The sequence below is a fragment of the Flavobacterium sp. TC780 genome (genome assembly GCF_056783245.1).
In genome coordinates, this window is sequence record NZ_JBXBAV010000148.1 from 1 (window position 1) to 18,773 (window position 18,773).

General features: G+C 31.7%; 17 protein-coding genes, 1 tRNA gene and 3 pseudogenes. 15 read left to right on the forward strand and 6 right to left on the reverse strand.

Annotated features, from left to right (window positions below; translation table 11 throughout):
- The first annotated feature begins 735 nt into the window (after positions 1-735).
- From AC1RYN_RS15715 to AC1RYN_RS15740, 6 genes and pseudogenes are all read left to right on the forward strand, one after another.
- Positions 736-984, forward strand: a complete 249-nt coding sequence (locus AC1RYN_RS15715; RefSeq protein WP_481807719.1) for an outer membrane beta-barrel protein — start codon at positions 736-738, stop codon at positions 982-984.
- Positions 968-1,225: pseudogene (locus tag AC1RYN_RS15720) on the forward strand (outer membrane beta-barrel protein); the annotation flags it as partial. The gene AC1RYN_RS15715 and the pseudogene AC1RYN_RS15720, both read left to right, overlap by 17 nt.
- Positions 1,226-1,646: 421 nt before the next feature.
- Positions 1,647-1,841 carry a hypothetical protein gene (locus tag AC1RYN_RS15725; protein ID WP_481807704.1) on the forward strand — a complete coding sequence of 65 codons (195 nt, stop codon included), beginning with the start codon at positions 1,647-1,649 and terminating at the stop codon, positions 1,839-1,841.
- A gap of 337 nt (positions 1,842-2,178) precedes the next feature.
- Positions 2,179-2,304 (forward strand): hypothetical protein, encoded by a 126-nt coding sequence (locus AC1RYN_RS15730; RefSeq protein ID WP_481807705.1) that lies wholly within the window; start codon positions 2,179-2,181, stop codon positions 2,302-2,304.
- 166 nt (positions 2,305-2,470) lie between these two features.
- A complete protein-coding gene (locus tag AC1RYN_RS15735; protein ID WP_481807720.1) occupies positions 2,471-2,872 on the forward strand; it encodes a PQQ-binding-like beta-propeller repeat protein in 402 nt (133 codons plus the stop codon).
- Positions 2,873-3,434: 562 nt separating this feature from the next.
- Positions 3,435-3,506, forward strand: a tRNA-Glu gene (locus AC1RYN_RS15740).
- 86 nt (positions 3,507-3,592) lie between these two features.
- Here the strand turns inward: AC1RYN_RS15740 and AC1RYN_RS15745 are convergent.
- Positions 3,593-4,861 (reverse strand): M24 family metallopeptidase, encoded by a 1,269-nt coding sequence (locus AC1RYN_RS15745; RefSeq protein WP_481807706.1) that lies wholly within the window; start codon positions 4,859-4,861, stop codon positions 3,593-3,595.
- Between the two features lie 149 nt (positions 4,862-5,010).
- Between AC1RYN_RS15745 and AC1RYN_RS15750 the strand changes: the two genes are divergently transcribed.
- From AC1RYN_RS15750 to AC1RYN_RS15760, 3 genes are all read left to right on the forward strand, one after another.
- The gene (locus AC1RYN_RS15750) at positions 5,011-5,877 is read left to right on the forward strand and encodes a helix-turn-helix domain-containing protein (protein ID WP_481807707.1); all 867 of its coding nucleotides are present in this window, start codon (positions 5,011-5,013) and stop codon (positions 5,875-5,877) included.
- Positions 5,878-6,186: 309 nt separating this feature from the next.
- Complete coding sequence (locus AC1RYN_RS15755) at positions 6,187-6,726, forward strand: hypothetical protein (protein WP_481807708.1); 540 nt, start codon at positions 6,187-6,189, stop codon at positions 6,724-6,726.
- 93 nt (positions 6,727-6,819) lie between these two features.
- Positions 6,820-7,071 carry a hypothetical protein gene (locus AC1RYN_RS15760; RefSeq protein WP_481807709.1) on the forward strand — a complete coding sequence of 84 codons (252 nt, stop codon included), beginning with the start codon at positions 6,820-6,822 and terminating at the stop codon, positions 7,069-7,071.
- A 109-nt stretch (positions 7,072-7,180) separates the two neighbouring features.
- Here the strand turns inward: AC1RYN_RS15760 and AC1RYN_RS15765 are convergent, their stop codons facing one another.
- Positions 7,181-8,572: a hypothetical protein gene (locus AC1RYN_RS15765; protein WP_481807710.1), complete on the reverse strand. Its 1,392-nt coding sequence runs from the start codon at positions 8,570-8,572 to the stop codon at positions 7,181-7,183.
- Between the two features lie 104 nt (positions 8,573-8,676).
- Complete coding sequence (locus AC1RYN_RS15770; RefSeq protein ID WP_481807711.1) at positions 8,677-8,814, reverse strand: hypothetical protein; 138 nt, start codon at positions 8,812-8,814, stop codon at positions 8,677-8,679.
- Between the two features lie 329 nt (positions 8,815-9,143).
- Between AC1RYN_RS15770 and AC1RYN_RS15775 the strand changes: the two genes are divergently transcribed.
- The 3 genes and pseudogenes from AC1RYN_RS15775 to AC1RYN_RS15785 all read left to right on the forward strand — a co-directional run bounded on the left by AC1RYN_RS15775 (position 9,144) and on the right by AC1RYN_RS15785 (position 12,182).
- Entirely contained in the window at positions 9,144-9,863 is a 720-nt protein-coding gene (locus tag AC1RYN_RS15775; protein ID WP_481807712.1) for a S24 family peptidase, read from the forward strand.
- A 186-nt stretch (positions 9,864-10,049) separates the two neighbouring features.
- A complete protein-coding gene (locus tag AC1RYN_RS15780) occupies positions 10,050-10,550 on the forward strand; it encodes a GNAT family N-acetyltransferase (RefSeq protein ID WP_481807713.1) in 501 nt (166 codons plus the stop codon).
- A gap of 112 nt (positions 10,551-10,662) precedes the next feature.
- A pseudogene (locus AC1RYN_RS15785) lies at positions 10,663-12,182 on the forward strand (ArnT family glycosyltransferase).
- Positions 12,183-12,866: 684 nt separating this feature from the next.
- Here AC1RYN_RS15785 and AC1RYN_RS15790 read toward each other — a convergent pair.
- A complete protein-coding gene (locus AC1RYN_RS15790; RefSeq protein ID WP_481807714.1) occupies positions 12,867-13,172 on the reverse strand; it encodes a hypothetical protein in 306 nt (101 codons plus the stop codon).
- Positions 13,173-13,562: 390 nt separating this feature from the next.
- Here AC1RYN_RS15790 and AC1RYN_RS15795 point away from each other — a divergent pair, with 390 nt between their 5' ends.
- Complete coding sequence (locus tag AC1RYN_RS15795; protein ID WP_481807715.1) at positions 13,563-13,955, forward strand: DUF1761 domain-containing protein; 393 nt, start codon at positions 13,563-13,565, stop codon at positions 13,953-13,955.
- Positions 13,956-14,092: 137 nt separating this feature from the next.
- Complete coding sequence (locus tag AC1RYN_RS15800; RefSeq protein WP_481807716.1) at positions 14,093-15,133, forward strand: 8-amino-7-oxononanoate synthase; 1,041 nt, start codon at positions 14,093-14,095, stop codon at positions 15,131-15,133.
- A gap of 150 nt (positions 15,134-15,283) precedes the next feature.
- Here the strand turns inward: AC1RYN_RS15800 and AC1RYN_RS15805 are convergent, their stop codons facing one another.
- Complete coding sequence (locus tag AC1RYN_RS15805) at positions 15,284-16,153, reverse strand: diacylglycerol/lipid kinase family protein (RefSeq protein ID WP_481807717.1); 870 nt, start codon at positions 16,151-16,153, stop codon at positions 15,284-15,286.
- Between the two features lie 61 nt (positions 16,154-16,214).
- On the opposite strand from AC1RYN_RS15805, the gene AC1RYN_RS15810 reads away from it, so the two are divergent.
- Positions 16,215-17,183 (forward strand): App1 family protein, encoded by a 969-nt coding sequence (locus tag AC1RYN_RS15810; protein ID WP_481807718.1) that lies wholly within the window; start codon positions 16,215-16,217, stop codon positions 17,181-17,183.
- A 269-nt stretch (positions 17,184-17,452) separates the two neighbouring features.
- Here AC1RYN_RS15810 and AC1RYN_RS15815 read toward each other — a convergent pair.
- A pseudogene (locus AC1RYN_RS15815) lies at positions 17,453-18,708 on the reverse strand (ABC transporter ATP-binding protein); the annotation flags it as partial.
- Between the last annotated feature and the right edge of the window lie 65 nt (positions 18,709-18,773).

Below are 18,773 nucleotides of genomic sequence, written 5' to 3' on the forward strand. Positions count from 1 at the left end.
CTACGTATTGCTAAGGTTAATACATGCTCCTGTTGTTAGGGAGGCAGCACCTGCACTGGACAGCTTATATAGGTATTTACAAATATAGGCTTGCCAAAAAAACAAAGATGCCATCTATAATTTTCTAAATACCAATTTAGTTGTTTCATCTCCCAGTCTCCAAATTATAGAAAACAGACTAACAGAAGAAAATAATACCCTGGAAGAATACAGAGAATCTATCACGGCAGATAATCTTTATTTTCAAAAACTGGAACTTCTTTGCAAAGAGCAGCATATTTATACCGACAGCACATTAAACAGAGAAAAAGTTGCTGAAAAACTAGGGATAAGCGCGGGATATGTTTCACAAATTATAAACACGATAACTGGAGAGCAACAAACTTTGCCCATTACATTAATCAATATCGGGTTGAAGCTGTCAAAGGTAAAATGATTTCAAATTCTGAATATGAAAACTACAATTTATTAACAATGGGATTAGAATCTGGGTTTCTTCTACTTCAAAAACAACTTTTTATAAAGCCTTTAAAAAATGTACTGGTCAAACACCAAATGAATATAAAAACACCAGTAAATAGATACCATTTTATACATTTTTAAGCTTTTGAGACCTTTTGTAGTTTTTCTTGATATGAATTTTGCACTTAAATAATTCAAATCACTTTTTATGAAAAAAATTTTATTGCTAGCTGTTGTTACAGTTTTAGGTTTTACAAATGTTAATGCCCAAAAATTAAATTTGGTGCTAAAGGAGGATTAAACTTTGCAACTATCAGCGGAGATAACACCAAAGGTATAGATCTCGTAACATCATTTAATTTTGGTGTTTTATCAGAAATTCCAGTTTCCGATAAATTCTCTTTTCAACCTGAATTAATGTATTCTGGTCAGGGATATGGCTTCGATGATAATACCGTTGCCTTAAGTTATTTGAACATTCCTTTAATGGAAATATTATTTAACAAAAGGATTGAGTGTTGAAGCTGGACCGCAAATAGGTTTTTTACTTGCTGCTAAAAATGAGAAGGTAAATGTAAAAGATTCGTTTAACACTTTCGATTTTGGTGTCAATTTTGGCGTAGGCTATAAAATTCTCGCCACAACGGTCTTAAATTCGGCTAGATATAATCTGGGATTAACTGATATTAATAATGTAGAGGGTTCTTCTAGCAAAAATAAAAACGGAGTATTCCAATTATCTGTTGGTTATTTCTTTTTCTAAAACTTAATAATTCTATAAAAAAAATTACAAGCTGCATCATAAATACATTAATTCATCATTTTCTAGAGAATCTAAAAATATTTTTGAATTAATCATTTTGCTCTTTCAATATCCTTAAATCATCCACGAAACGGTCTGAGAATTGCCCCGTTAGGACTACTAAAACAAAGCTTCAGAGAAATCTGGGCTTTTTTGTTTGTTTTAATTTATTAAAATTGATATTTGTACTTTATATAGTCATTTCTCCTTGATTTAGATTACGAGTACAAAGTGAGGTGACATTGGCCTACCATTTCACAAGAACACTTTGTAGAATGGAGTTACTAATATAGTCATAAAAGAAGCTGGTAATGCCAGTTATTTAGAAAGAATAATCTTATTTTTGCAAAAAGAAACCAAATCAGCAAACTAAAATTTTAAAATGAAAAAAGAACTAATAACTATCTTATTTATATTTACTGTTATAAATATGTTTGGTCAAATTACAGCCACATCAAAAACTGACAAAACGAATTATTCTAATGATAAATTACCTCTTAGCGAAGTAGTTACTAATAAGGTTATAAGTCAGCTTAAAAAAGTTGAATTACATGAAGAAGCAATCCCTACTTTATGATTATGATGGCTCTATTTTTTCATATGATTTCGACTCCGAAGATATTAATTGGACTGTAAAAGCTACTGATTCTAATACTGAAATGTGTGCAAAAAAGTAACGCACAACATGATGGCGTTATATACGTTCCGTTTATTAACGGTGAAATTTTTGGAATAGACAACGTAACTGGTGAGACTTTTTGGGAAATCAAGATTAGGCAACATTACTGATCAAATTGTTCTAAAAGATCAAACTCCAATTATAAATGGTGGAAAACTGTATATAACTGCTCAAAATCAAAGAGCAGAGCAGTAATATATATGCTCTTAATTAAAATAAAAGATGGGAGCTTATCATGGAGCTACAAATTAAACAAGACACTCCAAATAACGACATTCCTGTACTATTTTTTGACAACAAAATTTTTACTCAAAGTGCTTCAAATGTTTATAGTTTTGATGCAAATACAGGAAAAGTCTGAAACCAAAAAAGCTTTGAGGAACGCTATGTCTGGGAAACCTGTAACTGATGGTGAGAATGTATTTATAGCAAATGAAACAGATCTTTCTTCTTGCCTTAAGCCCGAATAACTTGATGTTTTATGGCAATTTAAGTTAGATGAAAATCAACATAATATCAAGGAACGCATATTCTGCAAAGACAAAAAAGTATATTTTGCAGCGCAAGGTTCTAAAGTTTCTTCTGTATATGCTGTTGATTCAAAAACAGGAACTCAGCTATGGAAAACTGATTTTAAAGATGATAATATCGAATATATTACTGAGCATAATGATACTCTTTGGGGATATACCCGCAAAGGAAAACTTTTTAAACTGAACTTAACAAATGGTGAAACCCTATTGGAAATAAAATTAACAACCTTACCTGTTTCAAATATTGAATTTCCTGAAGATGATAACTTGTTCTATTATTATTGTGATGCAGGTTTAATTGAATACAATTTAAAAGATAAAGAAGAAATTGTATATTATATGCGAACCTCTCTTAAGGATGATATCTATAGCGCCTATATAAAACTAATTCAATAAAAATAAATGCTCTCATACTGGGAGCCTTTCGTGAAAGTAAAATTAATACTCTTAAACACATTGTTCTATAACAATCTTTGATAAAATGGTTATCCATTTTTATATTACCAACTACTAAGACAAAGCTTCAGATTTCTCTGAAGCTTTCTTGTTTTTTAGACTGCTTTACTACTCAGTTTAGAAAAAATAAATTTTATTTACATGATAGATTACAGGAGCGAAGTCGGGAGATATTAACGTAACCTCTCATTAAAAACCTTCAAATAATGGGCATCTTGAAAAACGAAGCGAAAAACTACAAGATTATTCTTTCAAAGTGAATATTTTTTTATTTTATTAAAAATAATCATTTTGGTATTAAGAAGAATTAAATCCTCTTTACCTCTTTTCACACACAAAACAAATCATTATTAATCAAATAAATACATCTTGATTAATTCAATTTATTTTTGATTGATTATTTCTAAATGTGATAATTCCTGAATAACCGCAAAAGTTTTTTTTAGAACTTGCTTGCATATCTTAAAATTAGTTCTAATTTTGCACTCGCATTACAAAAGTAGGCCCGTTCGTCTATCGGTTAGGACGCATGGTTTTCATCCATGTAAGAGCGGTTCGATTCCGCTACGGGCTACTAAAAACAAAGCTTCAGATTTCTCTGAAGCTTTTTTTATGCAATAGGTTTTATCATAACCTGCGCTTATAAGTAAAAATCTACTTTTAATATTCGGCACGCATCAAATGTGTAGAATTATGATTCAATTCTATCCCTCCATTTTCTCCAACAACGACTGTTCCTCCTAAATTTACTAGATGTTTTCCAAAAGCACAATTAGGCTCAAAAGCAAACGTCATTCCAGGCTGCAAAACAATGTCTCTTCCCGGATTAGGCAGTCTTCCTACATTACCATATCTTTTAGCTTGAGGCAAAATCTCTATACCTGGAGCAGTACCAAATCCGATTGGTCCATACGGATTAATACTATGAATAAGCGGATGCACATGCCATCCTTTAGAATCTAACAGCGGTTTCTCCATACAATCAACCACTTCTCCAAAAGTAGTCCCCGCCTTTAAGCTAGCTACCCCTAATTCGTAGCATTCATGAGCCACTTGTGCTGCACGTTCTAAATCGGAATGAATTTCTCCAACAGCAACTGCTGCTTGATGCTGCGTTTCATACATTCCATAAAGGGCAAATATTTCTGACAATACAATATCTCCTTCTTGAATAATACGAGGAGCTTGTGAGCGATATTGCCATGCTGGTGGCCCCCATCCCATATATTCAGGTCCTGATCCCATCAATATTTCTGCAGTAAATCCACCCATAGAAATACAAGTAGAAGTTATTGCAGCTGCAATTTCTGCTTCACTTACTCCCGGTTTTACAGTCATCCGCATGGCTTCACTCATCGCTTCTCCAATCATAGCTGCATATTTCACTAATGCTAATTCTTCTTCACTTTTGGGTGCTGCAAGTTTAAAGAAATCTAAAAATACTGGTTTGAGTTCTGCTTTAGGGAATGCTTCCATTATTCCTTTCCATGTACGATGTGGAAGTGCCCCATCAAAATAAAACGGTGGATATGGCTCTAATCCTATGATTCCGATTTTGGGATTTTCAGGCAATCCTATTTCTTTAAGCATTCGCCCAATGTTCTCCCCTGTTTTCCCGACATAAATTTGCTCTGGCGCAATCCACTGTTGATCACCGCGTAATTCGGCTTGCATATGATCGGCAATCATCATTGGAGCAAAAGTAATAACAACAGGACTTTTATCTTTATAAAACACAACCACAGAACCAAGTCTGTCATTTGTAAAATAATGATCGATACAAAACGGGGCTGGTGCTGCCGACTCACGATCTCCATAAATAATAAGGCTATCTAATCCATTATTTTCCATAATAGTGCGAGCTATTTGCCAACGACGATCACGTTCTTTCAATGTCAAAGGTGCCGGAATATTCAATTTTGTTTTCATAACTGTAATCTTTTAATTTAACTATTACAAAGTAAAAACATGCTGAAACAAATACTCTTAACAAAAATGGACATAAATTGTGCAATATGTTCTTTATTTTAGTACTAATAGTTTATATTTAGGTTTATAAAGTGCAAATACACCTTGTTATGAAAGAAAAAATAAGATCTTATGATGTTTCTGCTGTAGCCAAAGAAGTTGGTTTACAAGAGATAAAAGGAATTGCAGTAAACAGATCCTCAGATGCAGTACGAATAGGCCTAACGGATCATCCTCATCTAGTAGATGGAATTATTTGTGCGATATGTGTCAAAGGATATGCTAAACTAAAAATCAACTTTCAGGAAAAAGAATTAAAGCCAGGCACTCTTATGGTTGTTTTACCCGATTCGATGATGGATCCAATTGAGATTTCTAACGATTTACATATTGACACTATCTTTTTTTCATATGATCTTATTTCAAAAATTAAATTTGCTAACGATTTCAATCTTTTAGAAAAAATAAATAGTAATCCAAGCCAGTTACTAAGCGACGAATACCTCAACCTGTTTCAAGCTCATCATAATTCTATTGCTACACATTATTATAGAAAACAAGAAAAAGGAAAAGAAGATGTTCTTAGCTATCTGCTTTGTGCCTTAATTATAGATATAAAAACTTTATATACCGAAAGAAATTATACTACAAAAAAGATAAGCAGACCTGAACAATTAACCAACGAGTTTTTTCAATGTCTGCTGAAATACTACAAAAAAGAACGAAGCATTACTTTCTATGCAGATAAAATGAATTTGACTCCTAAATATCTAACGACTGCGATACGCAAACAAACAAAAAAAACGATTTCAGAATGGATAACTGAAGCTGTTATTACTCATGCTAAATCTGTTCTTAAAACAACAGACACAAGCATTCAAGAAATTACCGACTTACTTAACTTTTCTGATATTTCACTATTTTGCCGTTACTTTAAAAGATACACAAATATGACTCCTACTGAATACAGAAAGTAAAATCAAAATTACTTACTACTTTATAGCTACTTAACTAGATTCTTGGTTTTTCGAAATGACTCTTTTGAGAAAGACAATAATGCAAATAAAAGTCGCCCTCAATAGCAGATTTGTCTAGGTAATATCCATATTTGTCCATTGCTTCTGTATGCTGAACATTTTAATTTTGCATACAAACAAGACTTTTTTTATTATAACAATTCAAATGGACAAACATAAATTAATCCGATACCTATTTGCACTCATCATGATTGGCTTAATGATAGGAGTTTCGGAATGGCTAGATGAAAAAGAAAATTCTCTCCCGAAATGGCAGCTTTAGTTCTTGGTTTATGGGTTATAGATAAAAAAATATGGACTGTAAGCAAACCAATATTAGTCGTTCTAATGACTGTTTGTGCTTTTTTTGGGATCTTGCTTGTTCGCTACTCTCCGTTTCCATTGTTGGTAAATATTGCCATTTCGTTTGTCTTTACTTCGCTATGTCTTATTACTTCACGTACCACGCTAATTCCTATAACATCTGCCGCAATGCTACCTGTGTTAATGGGAACTCATTCTTTGGTTTATCCTGTTTCTGTTTTTATCATGAGTATTTTAGTTGTTACAGGGCAGTGGCTTCTTGAGAAAAATAAATTACGCCAAACAATTCCTTTAAACATAAAAAAGAGTACTATTCATAATCCAAAACACTGGATCAAGTTATTTTTTTGGTTACTGCTTATAGCTGTAATTCCTGTATCTACTGGTCAAGTATATTTTATAGTACCTCCGTTGGTGGTAATGTTTATAGAATTTAGTTCTTCTTCTGCTGGTTTTCGTAATCGTCCAGTTCAGGTTATTCAATAATGGTAATTTTGCTATTTTAGGAACTCTTTTTCAATATTATCTACATACAATATTAGACTTACCTCTGATATATACGGTACTGTTATTATTTTTATGTCTTTTTTATATTTTTTTGAAATTACCGGAAAACCTTTTGCTCCTGCTTGCGCAATTGCCCTTGTACCGATGATTATACCTCAAGAAAACGTATTAATATATCCTTTTCAGGTAACTGTTGGAACGGCTGTTTTTTTATTTGTAGCAATGTTCTTTTTCCAGAAATGCTATCGTTGGAAGCGTGCACATCTTCTCATTTGCTTTTGTGCCTCAACCGATACGATTAAAAATGGAACGTCCAAAACGTAAAAGTGTGGGTAATTAAACTAATCTAATTGTAGTTTATAATTACAAATAAAGTCATTAGCTAATAATAAATAATTATCAGAAGGCTATTAAATACAAAGCTCCAAGAATATTACTTGCATTCATTCTCTAGTTTTATAAATTCCTTTTCGGCTATTTTCGTAGCTTGCTCAAAAAAAGCAATACATTTTTCTTCAAGCAGTTTACTAGACATTATAGCTGTACTTTGCGTATTTTCTTGTTTTACTATTTCTGTATTTACAGTTGCCAATTGGTAGACTGGGTTTTCTTTTTCATCTACAAAATCAAAAGGAAACTCAATTTCTTGTATGTATTTCAATAAAAAGAATAAACAGCTCAATGAAAATCTACCTGTGTAATACCCTAAAAACAAATGTATATGTGCGATTGCAATTTGCTTAATCGCTTTATATAAAAATTCATTTTTTATGGAAACGCAATCGTCATTAAAGCTATTTTGTGCAACAATAAGAAATTGTTGTGCCAGCAGCATTTTGCTATCATAAAATTTTCTCACAAAATTGATATCTCTTTCTAATCCAAAAGTTTTAGAGTAAACAAGGAATAAAGGATTGTTATATATCAAAAGTCCGTTTGATATAATTGCATTAAAAAAATATTTCTGATTATAGTTTTTCTTGCGCAAATAATTAATACTATGATTAAGAATAGTCACTTTATACTTTTCTCCAAACTTTTCTCGTATCAGGGTTTCCAATAATGCTTCTCCATTTTCGATATGTTCTAAGTTAAGTACCAGTAAATAAAAATGATAATTAGGCAACTGTTTGCTATAATTTGCCCTTTTGTCTGTATTATCCTCATGAATTGTACTGTATCCAAAACAATATATTGCCCTTACACTCTTAAATGATTCTGTAATTACGCCGCTTATCTTGGAAAAGGCATCGTCCATGATGTAGTTAGACTGAATTCTATCATTAAAAATAGATCTTCCTAAAAAATCCTGATTATTTAACGCTCTTACTTTTTGCTTACATGACTTTATGTATTGATGAGAGAGTCTGTTGATTTCTCTTTGCATTAATTCGATTTTCGTTTTTGCCTTATCAATCAATACAAAATCTATAGCTTCCATATCAAGATTTTGTTGTATACTGTTATAAGCTGTATTTAGCATAATTAAGATCTCTTTATCTTCTTGAATATCTTTATTTAATATGGTTTTAAATGTGGGGGCAAAATCAATAATATAATCGTAGTGCATCAATAAACAGGTAGAACTAATAAATTCCGGCATAAGAAACTCTGAAGCACATATGTAGATATAACGCAAGGTTTGATGCATTGCAAAGGCTGCGTCTACAGTCTTATTGCTTCTTCTATATATTGATACATTGCGAAATACTACTACAGCTGCCTCAATATCTATATCAAATCGCCTTTTGGCTTTTCTGGATAAATGTTTTGATGTATTTACCCTTGGATAGAAAACTTTTGAATTTGACTCAAAATAAACCAATTCCTTATAAGTGCAATGTTGTATAAAAAATAGTTTGCCTTTTCTAAATCCGTAATCGGCCCATTTAGAATTAATGAATTTAAAAATAAAATCAGGATATAACTTTATAAACTTAAGAACTGTTCTTCTAATGCATCTCCATCCTGACTACAATCTTCTTTGAGTATGAATGTTACTACAACTACATTATTATTGCCATTATATGACACGTAAACTGCTCCTGCTTCTACAAACTGAAGCAAGTCTGTAATTGCTTTTTTTAATTGCTCATAATGGGGGTACTTTTTGCTATTTTAATCGGATATTTCATAATTTATTTTTACATTTTAAAACTACTCCTCTTTTAATGGCTATCTATATTATCTCATTAACCTTCTAAATACTAACTAATTTAAAAATCACCTACCCTTTTTACCAATCAAATCATTAATATACTTGGGTCTTTATCATATTTGTTCTTTTTTTTGTACGTTTGCTTTTTAGTTAGTACTTTTCTTATATTATTGCAAATATATAGAGTATATCCTACATATCACAATAAATTGAGTAAATAATCTATAACAAAAATAACATGATAGTCAATAGAATATTACAAATCATTGAATACAAAGGAATTAGCAAAAGAAAATTCTACATCGAAACTGGCCTTTCTAATGGTTTTTTAGATAAGGTTAAAGATATTGGTGCTTCAAAAATAGAGCATATACTCCACACCTATCCTGAGGTGAGTACAGAATGGCTTTTAACTGGAAATGGAGATATGATATTAAATTCTCATAAGTTTAGTGGCCAATCAAACACAAAAAACTGCTCGGTTCATGAACCTAATACATCTACTTACGAGCCTAAGAACAAGGATGCCATTCAAAAACAACAAATTCCTTTATACAACATACAAGTTCCTGGAGGAATTGCTTCTTTATTTCAAGATGCAAATCATGATCCGATAGATTTTATATCGATACCATATCTGCCTAAATGCGATGGTGCTATTCACGTAAATGGAGATAGCATGTATCCTCTTTTAAAAAGTGGTGACATCATTATGTACAAAAGAATGAATAACATTATTACGAATGTCTTTTGGGGTGAAATGTATTTGGTTTTTCTAATAACCGATGATCTCGAAGAATTTGTTATGATTAAATGGATACAGAAGTCTGACAAAGGGGATGATTGGATAAAATTAGTAAGCGAAAATCCTCAACACCAACCTAAAGAAGTTCTTTTTGCAAACGTAAAAGGTTTAGCTTTAATTAAAGCATCAATAAGAATAAACGCTACATATTAAATTTAAGTAACATAACTGTATACATAAGAGCTATACTCTTTTCATTACAGTATCATCCAAAAAAACAAAAAGCTTCAGATTTCTCTGAAGCTTTTTCATTTCATGCCATTCCCATATAAATCTAAATTAAAATAAATCATATATTAGCTAAACACTTTCAGAACCAAACTGTTAAAAGCAAAAACAATGAATTTACCTCCTTACTCTAGTTATCCAAATATTGCTGGCCATAAAATTTCATTACGACAAATCATTCCCTCTGATATTAAAGATATCATTGAGATTTCATATTATGATGCCATTCAAGCAACAACCGTTGAACAAGCTTCAGAAATGCAAGCTAAAATCAACAAAGACTACAGCGATGGTAACTCAATTCATTGGGGAATTGTAGAAAACATTACAAATAAAATTGTCGGAACTTGCGGTTATTATCGTGGTCTTGACATAGGAGCTGGCGAACTTGGCTGTATTTTGTTACCTAAATACCGTGGTCAAGGTTTTATGTCTTTAGCAATGTCTTTAGCCATAGAATACGGCATCAGTCAAATTGGTTTAACACGCATCTGGGCCGAAACATCTCAAGACAATAGCAATGCAATAAAACTTTTGGAACGGCTTAACTTTATCAAAATTGCAGATTTAGCTGATAATTACATTGAATATGAATTAAAACAAAATGTATAAATGCAAAGTCATAATTCATTAATTTTCAACTCCATATTCTAAATTCAAATAAATCATATATTAGCTAAAGAATTAATAAAATCTTTTTTAGTCTTTTAGCTCCTAAAAACCTATGTCTAAGAAAACTATAATCTTACTCGGATTCATCCTTTTAAAATTTGTTTTACAATATTCACTTATAAGTCCTGAATATGATTTACAACGTGATGAATACTTGCATCTCGATCAGGCTCACCACTTGGCTTTGGGCTATTTATCAGTACCACCTGCTACCTCCTGGATTTCTTATATTATACTATTATTAGGAAATTCTGTTTTCTGGGTTAAGTTCTTCCCTGCTCTTTTTGGCGTTTTAACGCTCTTAATTGTTTGGAAAACTATCGAAAAACTCAACGGAAATTTGTACGCTTTGATTCTTGGTGCAACTTGTATTGTATTTTCGTCATTGTTACGAATAAACATACTTTATCAACCCAACTCACTAGATGTATTATGCTGGACTGCTTTTTATTATATCTTAATTCAATACATCAATACCCAAAAACCAAAATGGTTCTTTATTGGAGCAATCGTATTTGCCTTTGGCTTCCTTAACAAATACAATATTCTTTTCCTGCTTATAGGTCTGCTACCAGCGCTTTTATTATCTAAACAAAGAGAAATACTAGCACAGAAAAAACTTTACATAGCTTTGGCTATAGGATTGATACTAATACTGCCCAATCTTTTATGGCAATACAATAACCATTTCCCGGTTATTCATCATATGAAAGAGCTGGCCGAAACTCAATTAGTAAATACGGATCGTTTTGACTTTTTAAAAGAGCAATTGCTTTATTTCATAGGTTCCTTTTTTGTACTTCTTTCGGCTTTATATGCGCTATTATTTTATAAACATTTTAAAAAATATAGATTCTTTTTTCCTTCTATAATTTTCACACTCCTTGTATTCTTATACTTCAAAGCCAAAGCTTATTACGCCATCGGTTTGTATCCTATCTATATCGCTTTTGGTACTGTTTATCTTTCTGAAATTTTAAAATTAGGCTGGAAACGTTATCTGCAACCAGTATTCATCGCTATTCCGATATTATTTTTTATTCCTATGTACAATTTATCATTCCCGAATAAAAGTCCCGAATATATAATAAAACACCCTGAGAGCTATAAAAAACTAGGCATGCTGAGATGGGAAGATGGAAAAGACCATAATTTGCCACAAGATTATGCCGATATGCTGGATGGAAAGAACTAGCCAACAAAACCGATTTGGCTTATGCGACTATTACTAATCCCGAAAAAACCTTAGTTCTTTGCGACAATTATGGTCAGGCTGGTGCCATAAATTATTATACAAAAAAAGGAATTAAAGCAGTTTCTTTTAATGCAGATTACATAAACTGGTTTAATCTTAGCATCCAATACACCAACTTGATACGCGTAAAGGAATACCATGAAAAGGATAATGAAGTTGCAGAAACGGGGCCATTCTTTCAGACTTCCATAATAGCCGGTTCTATCACAAATAAAAATGCCAGAGAATACAAAACAACTATTTTTGTTTTTACTGATGCAAAAATCGATATCAACAAACGAATTAGTAAAGAGATTAAAGATTCTAAAAAGTTTTGAGACACTAAGATCCTGAGGTTCTGAGTCCTGAATTGTAAAGGGGCAATCAAAGCCAAAAAGGTTTAGTTTGAGCATAAAAAACCAAAATGATTATAATTATGAATGGTAGTAAGAATACAATCTAAAAAACAAATGATTAATAGCATCAAATTAATAATAATTAAACTAACATCTAACCCAAAGAATATCTTTCTTTTGGATAGTATTGGTGCATTTTTAACTGCTTTGTTATTGGGATTTGTCTTGGTGGAATTTCAAGATGCTTTTGGCATGCCCCAAAAAACTCTTTACTTTTTATCTGTTTTAGCATTGGCTTTCGCACTCTATTCCTCATGCTGTTATTACTTTATTCCTAGCAAATGGAATAGCTTTCTTAGCGTAATTGTAGTCGCTAATATTCTATATTGTTGCCTCACAACTGGGCTTATATTCTATCACTTTCAAACGCTAACAATATTGGGATTAACTTATTTTATCCTTGAAATTATTATTATAGTCTGTTTGATATTTATTGAAATAAAAGGGTTAAAGTCCCAAAGAAACAAAGTTTAGTCTGATCATAAAAACACAAAACTGCTCTTAATACTGTCATTCTGAGCGGAATTGAAGAATCGCTCAAGTAACTCCTCAAACCATGTAGAACCACTTATAAACCTTTACACTTAAAAACTTGGCACCTCTCTTTTAAGCCATAAACAACATCTTTTTATTATAATTATACAATACCAAGTCATACGGCACAACGTTCGGCAGTACTTTTTCTGAAGTAGCATCTAACTTAATGTTATTTGCTTTTCGGAATAAGTAAATATCTTTTAAACAATTTGATAAACTCTGGTGAATCATTGATGAAGTTATTGGCAATTTATTATCTCCTACCAATAAATCTATTTGATAATTAGAACTCGATTTTGAAAGATTATTACCTATTATTCTTATTTCGAATGTTGTAGGTTTTCCGTTATGTTCTCCCTGATATTGTACTCTCATAGTTTATCATTTTAAATTAAGCATAATTTCATTTATAAGGCTTCCCTAGCCTTTTGAAATATAAATTTACTAATAAAAATCTTTTACATTCATAATTACTTGAAATTTTTAAAAGCATAACTACAGTTAGTTCATTACTGCTTTATTCAAAACTCCCTTAATACCTAATTATCAATACTTCATAAAAAACACATATTAAACACGAAAAACTTAATTATTTAAGATGATTTCAATCAATGAAATTAGTATTTAATATTTTATTAAATTTGAACAACTAACCTTAAAACCTAATTTTATGGAAATGAACATCTTAGCTTTTTTTGCTTCAGCACTAACCACTCTTGTTACTGGTTTTATCTGGTAAACCCTAAAGTCTTTGGAACAATCTGGATGAGAGAAGCCAGAATAACTCCAGATGATCTTAAAAAAGGAAGCATGCTGAAAATTTTCGGATTGACTTATATATTTTCCTTAATGATGACGATAATCGTTTCTGCATTAACAATTCATCAATCTGGAGCGATAGGAATGGTTGGAGGTCCTCCGATGCTAGAAAGTGCAAAACCATCTTTTGCAGCTTTTATGGCCGATTACGGAACTGCTTATCGCACTTTTAAACACGGTTCTCTTCATGGGTTTCTAACTGGAGTCTTTTTTGCTCTTCCAATGCTTGCTATTAACGGTTTATTCGAAAGAAAATCTTGGAAATATATTTTCGTTCATGCCGGATACTGGATTCTTACCTTAACGATAATGGGAGGAATCATCTGCGCTTGGGCATAAAATCAAAAATAAAGAAATCCGTTTAAAAAATAAAAAATCAAACGGATTTCTTTTTTAAGTATACTGTAGCTAAATAAGCTATAAATTATAATATTCTATTATTATTAAGTAAATTTGAAAAATATAGTACTCCTACCTTGAATGCATCTTATTCCTTCCAGATTTACAACAATACTGCATCACTTCCCAAATCATGGAATGATTTGGCTATTCATAATATTTTTTTATCCAAAGAATATCTAGAGGTATTAGAAAAATCGGCACCAACCAATATGCTATGCCATTATATCGGACTTTTTAAAGAGTCTAAATTAGTTGGTATTGCTCTCACACAGTTTTTAGATTCTAATCAACTCGAATCATTTGGAGAACGAGATCAATGCGTAAAAACTTCGGTTCGCAATTTTGCTTTCAAAAAATTTGCTTCTCATGTTTTGTTTGTAGGCAATAACATGCTTACTGGACAGAACGCATTTTCACTCTCTGAAAAAATAAGCCAGCCTAAAGCGATTAAATTATTGCATAAAGCTACTAATGTCCTAAAAAAAGATTTCAAATCAAAAGGCAAAAAAATTCACATTACGACTATCAAAGATTTTTCGGAAGAAGAAATTGATATGCTCTCTACCGAATTTAAAAAAGGGTACACCTTTTCTATTCAGCCAAACATGGTTTTTAAGATCAATGAAAACTGGAAAACTGAAAGCTATTATATTGATGCTTTATCAAAAAAATACCGCGACCAATATAAGCGCACCCGCAAAAAAGCTTTTGGGATAGAGAAAAGAAAAATGGATCTAGCTGATATTATTACTTTTGAAGATACTATATATGATTTGTATTATCATGTTGCCAAAAACGCTCCATTCAACACTTTTTTCTTGGCAAAAAATCACTTCAGAGTTTTTAAAGAAACATTAAAAGACAAGTTCCTTTTTTACGGCTATTTTATTGACGGAGAATTAATTGGCTTCAACACTCTAATCATGAATGGGACCGTCATGGATACTTATTTTTTAGGTTACGACGAAAGTATCCAACGTGAAAAAATGTTGTATTTAAACATGCTTTATGACATGATCGCATTTTCTATAAACAAAGATTTTAAAGAAATTATTTTCGCCAGAACTGCTTTAGAAATAAAAAGTTCTGTGGGCGCAAAACCTGTTAAAATGTAACGAACTTATCACACACAGCAACGCTTTAATCAATCATAATATTGCCAAACTTTTTAATTACCTGGAACGAAAAAGTGATTGGAAAGAACGAAATCCATTTAAATAATCACATCCCGTTCTTGGCAAAATCCTGAATTTTATTAAAGATTTTTAAAGAACAGCAATTTTCATTTGCTTATGCAAAATATGAATATCAAGTTCTGTTTGTGCTCCACAATACTCTCCATCAATCTGAAAACTTACTGGATAATTTGTTTTCATGACTGCTTTATCTGTCGAAATAATAACAATATCATCTGAGTCGATAGGCATATTTCCTGTGATTATTTTTCCAAGAATTATCAAATCTAAATTTTTTAAAACTACCAATTCAAATTTACCATCATTAACCGTTCCTTTTGGATTAATTACAACCCCAGTCCCATATTTTTGAGAATTAGCAATCACCACCATTCTTGCTTCATGCTCTACGGTTTGATTGTTTGCTGTAATTGATACTACAAAAGGATCTCCTGACTCTTTTATAGTTGTATAAGCTTGGGATGCATAACCCCAGAATCCTCTTATATTACTTTCTTCATAGTTCTTAATTAAATCGGCATTCAGTCCAATATCACTTAAATGAATACTTTTTTTACCATTAATAGAAATCATATCCATTTCGATATAATTACTATGAAAAGCTATACTTAAATTCTCTTCAAGTGTTTTTGGCAAATTTAAATCAACAGACAAACCATTGGCTGATCCTGCAGGTAATATTCCAATAACAACATCATATTGCTCCATTGCTTCGGCAACCATCTTTACAGTCCCATCTCCGCCTGCAACAATAATCCGATTAGGCAAATGCTCTTTATAAAGCTCTTGTATTTTAGTAACATCATTCTTTCCTGTAGTTTCGTATACTTTTAAATTAATATGACAAGTTACTGCATAGGATTTTACTGTCGCAATAAGCTCTGACTTATCCAAATCACCCGAAATAGGGTTTACAACAAATAAGATATTTCGTTTCAAAATTTTATCTTTATATTTATTAAAAAGTAATTATACTAGTTATTCCAAAAGTACACAATTAATGAAACCTATTTTAAAATTATATCGTGGATATGCCAATGATCAGGAACTAATTGTCATGGGACACATTTTTAAACCATCAACGGCTAATGATTATGATTTTCAAAAGAAAAATTTCAAAAATGCTACTTCGGTTCTTAAACTTTTCCAGATAAAAACAATTCCCAATTACGATGTTTATTTAAAACATGGAGACAGACAAATTCATACCAAAACCCTAGATGATGGTTTTTTTAAATTTTGCATTCCTTTAAAACAAGAAACTGGTTTTGGATGGATGGATTATGAAGTTAGTATTACTCATAAAAGCGAAACAATAACATCTTCTGCATCTTTCATCAGGCCCCATGAAGGAAATCTAGGAATTATATCAGATATTGATGACACTTTTCTGATTTCGCATACAAAGAATTTTTTCAAAAAATTATACATTCTACTTTTTAGAAACGTAAATGACCGCAAAATATTTGATGATGTCGTATCCCATTATCAAGCGCTAAGTTCTGCTGGAAGAAATAATAAAAATGAAAAAAATGCTTTTTTCTACATTTCAAGCAGCGAATGGAATTTATATCGATTTATTATCCAGTTTACTAAAATACATGAATTACCAAGAGCTGTAATATTATTAAAGGATATTAAAACTGGAATATCCGACTTTTTTATGAGTGGCAGAGGAAATCATGACCATAAGTTTGATAAAATCAAACATGTTTTGGAGTTTTATCCAAACCTTAAATATGTTTTACTAGGCGATGATTCTCAACATGACCCAATATTATACGAAAGAATTTGCAAAATATTTCCTGTAACAGTAAAAGCGGTTTATATAAGACAAACTGCTAAACATAAAAAAGAAGCTACCGAAACTATTCTGAAAAATTTAGAAAACCTGGAAGTTTCTGTTTGCTATTTCAAGCACAGCAGCGAAGCTATTGAACATTCTAAAAGGATTGGTATTATAATGTGAAATATGTAAGAAGCAAGGTATTAGAAGCAGGACAGCAGACGTAAGATGTAAGATAAAAAACCAAGACTGCCCTTCGACTCCGCACAAGATGAAATGCTACTGAGACTGAATACTAAAAAATAGCCCAGATAGAGCAAAAAGCCCGGAATAAAAAAAACTGCATTTCCTGTTTTAAAAAAGCGACTTTGGAAGCTCTTTTTATAACATTAGAAATGCAGATTTTTTATGAGGACTTGTAGCGAAAGCTGGATTAGCTCCTAACTGTTGAATTATAGATTATCTATTTCTTCTTGAACAACTTCCCATTCTGAAAGTAGTTTATCTAATTCAGCTTTCTTTTTATTGTATGCCATAAAGAATGAAGCGTCTTCGATATGCTTGTCATAATTTGAAGCTAACATTTTATCATCGTGCTGAATATCTTTTTCTAATTGCTTGATTTGACTTTCAACTTTACTCAAGCGATTTTGCAACGCTTTATTTTTCTTTTGATCTTCGTATGAAGCTTTATTACTTTCTTTCTTCAGGAGCTCCTGCTTTTGTTGCATCTTTTTTCTCAACTTCACGCATGTTTTCCAAATTACGCTGTTCTAAGAAATAATTGATGTCTCCCAAATATTCTTTTATCTTTTGATCCTTTAATTCATATACTAAATTCGACATTCCCTGAAGAAAATCTCTATCGTGAGAAACAAGCAATAATGTTCCGCCAAATTTTTGAAGGGCTGCTTTTAATACATTCTTAGATTTTATATCCAAGTGATTCGTAGGCTCATCCATCAGCAAAACATTTATAGGTTGCAACAGCAACTTACATAATGCCAAACGGTTTCTCTCTCCTCCGAAAGAACTTTTACCTTTTTTTCTACATCATCTCCGCGAAACAAAAATGACCCCAACATATCACGAACTTTTGATCGGTTGGTATCCATTGCAGCATCTTCCATTGTTTGTAACAATGTAGTTTCACCATCTAGATATTCTGCTTGATTTTGTGCAAAATAACCCAACTGAACATTATGTCCTAATTTTTATACTTCCTTGATATTCAAACTCATCAACGATTGCTTTAATAAAAGTTGATTTTCCTTGTCCGTTCTGTCCCACAAAAGCAATTTTGCTTCCACGTTCTACCAACAGATTGATATCTTTAAGAATAACTTTATCTCCGTAAGCTTTTGTAACGTGATCAGCTTCGACTACTACTCTACCTGGTTCTTTAGAGACTGGGAATGATATTCATTACCGAATTATCATCTTCGTCTACCTCGATACGTTCAACTTTATCTAATTTTTTGATAAGTGATTGTGCCATTGATGCTTTAGAAGCTTTGGCACGGAATTCTCGATTAACTTTTCTGTCTCTTCAATTTTCTTGGCTTGATTTTTTTGAGTAGCCAATTGTTTTTCACGAATTTCATGACGCAACAATAAGTATTCTGAATATGGTTTTATTAAAATCATATGCCTTACCTAATGAAATTTCGATTGTTCTGTTGGTTACATTATCCAAAAACATTTTAGGTGCTGCCTCCCTAACAACAGGAGCATGTATTAACCTTAGCAATACGTAATGTTGATGCTAAAACA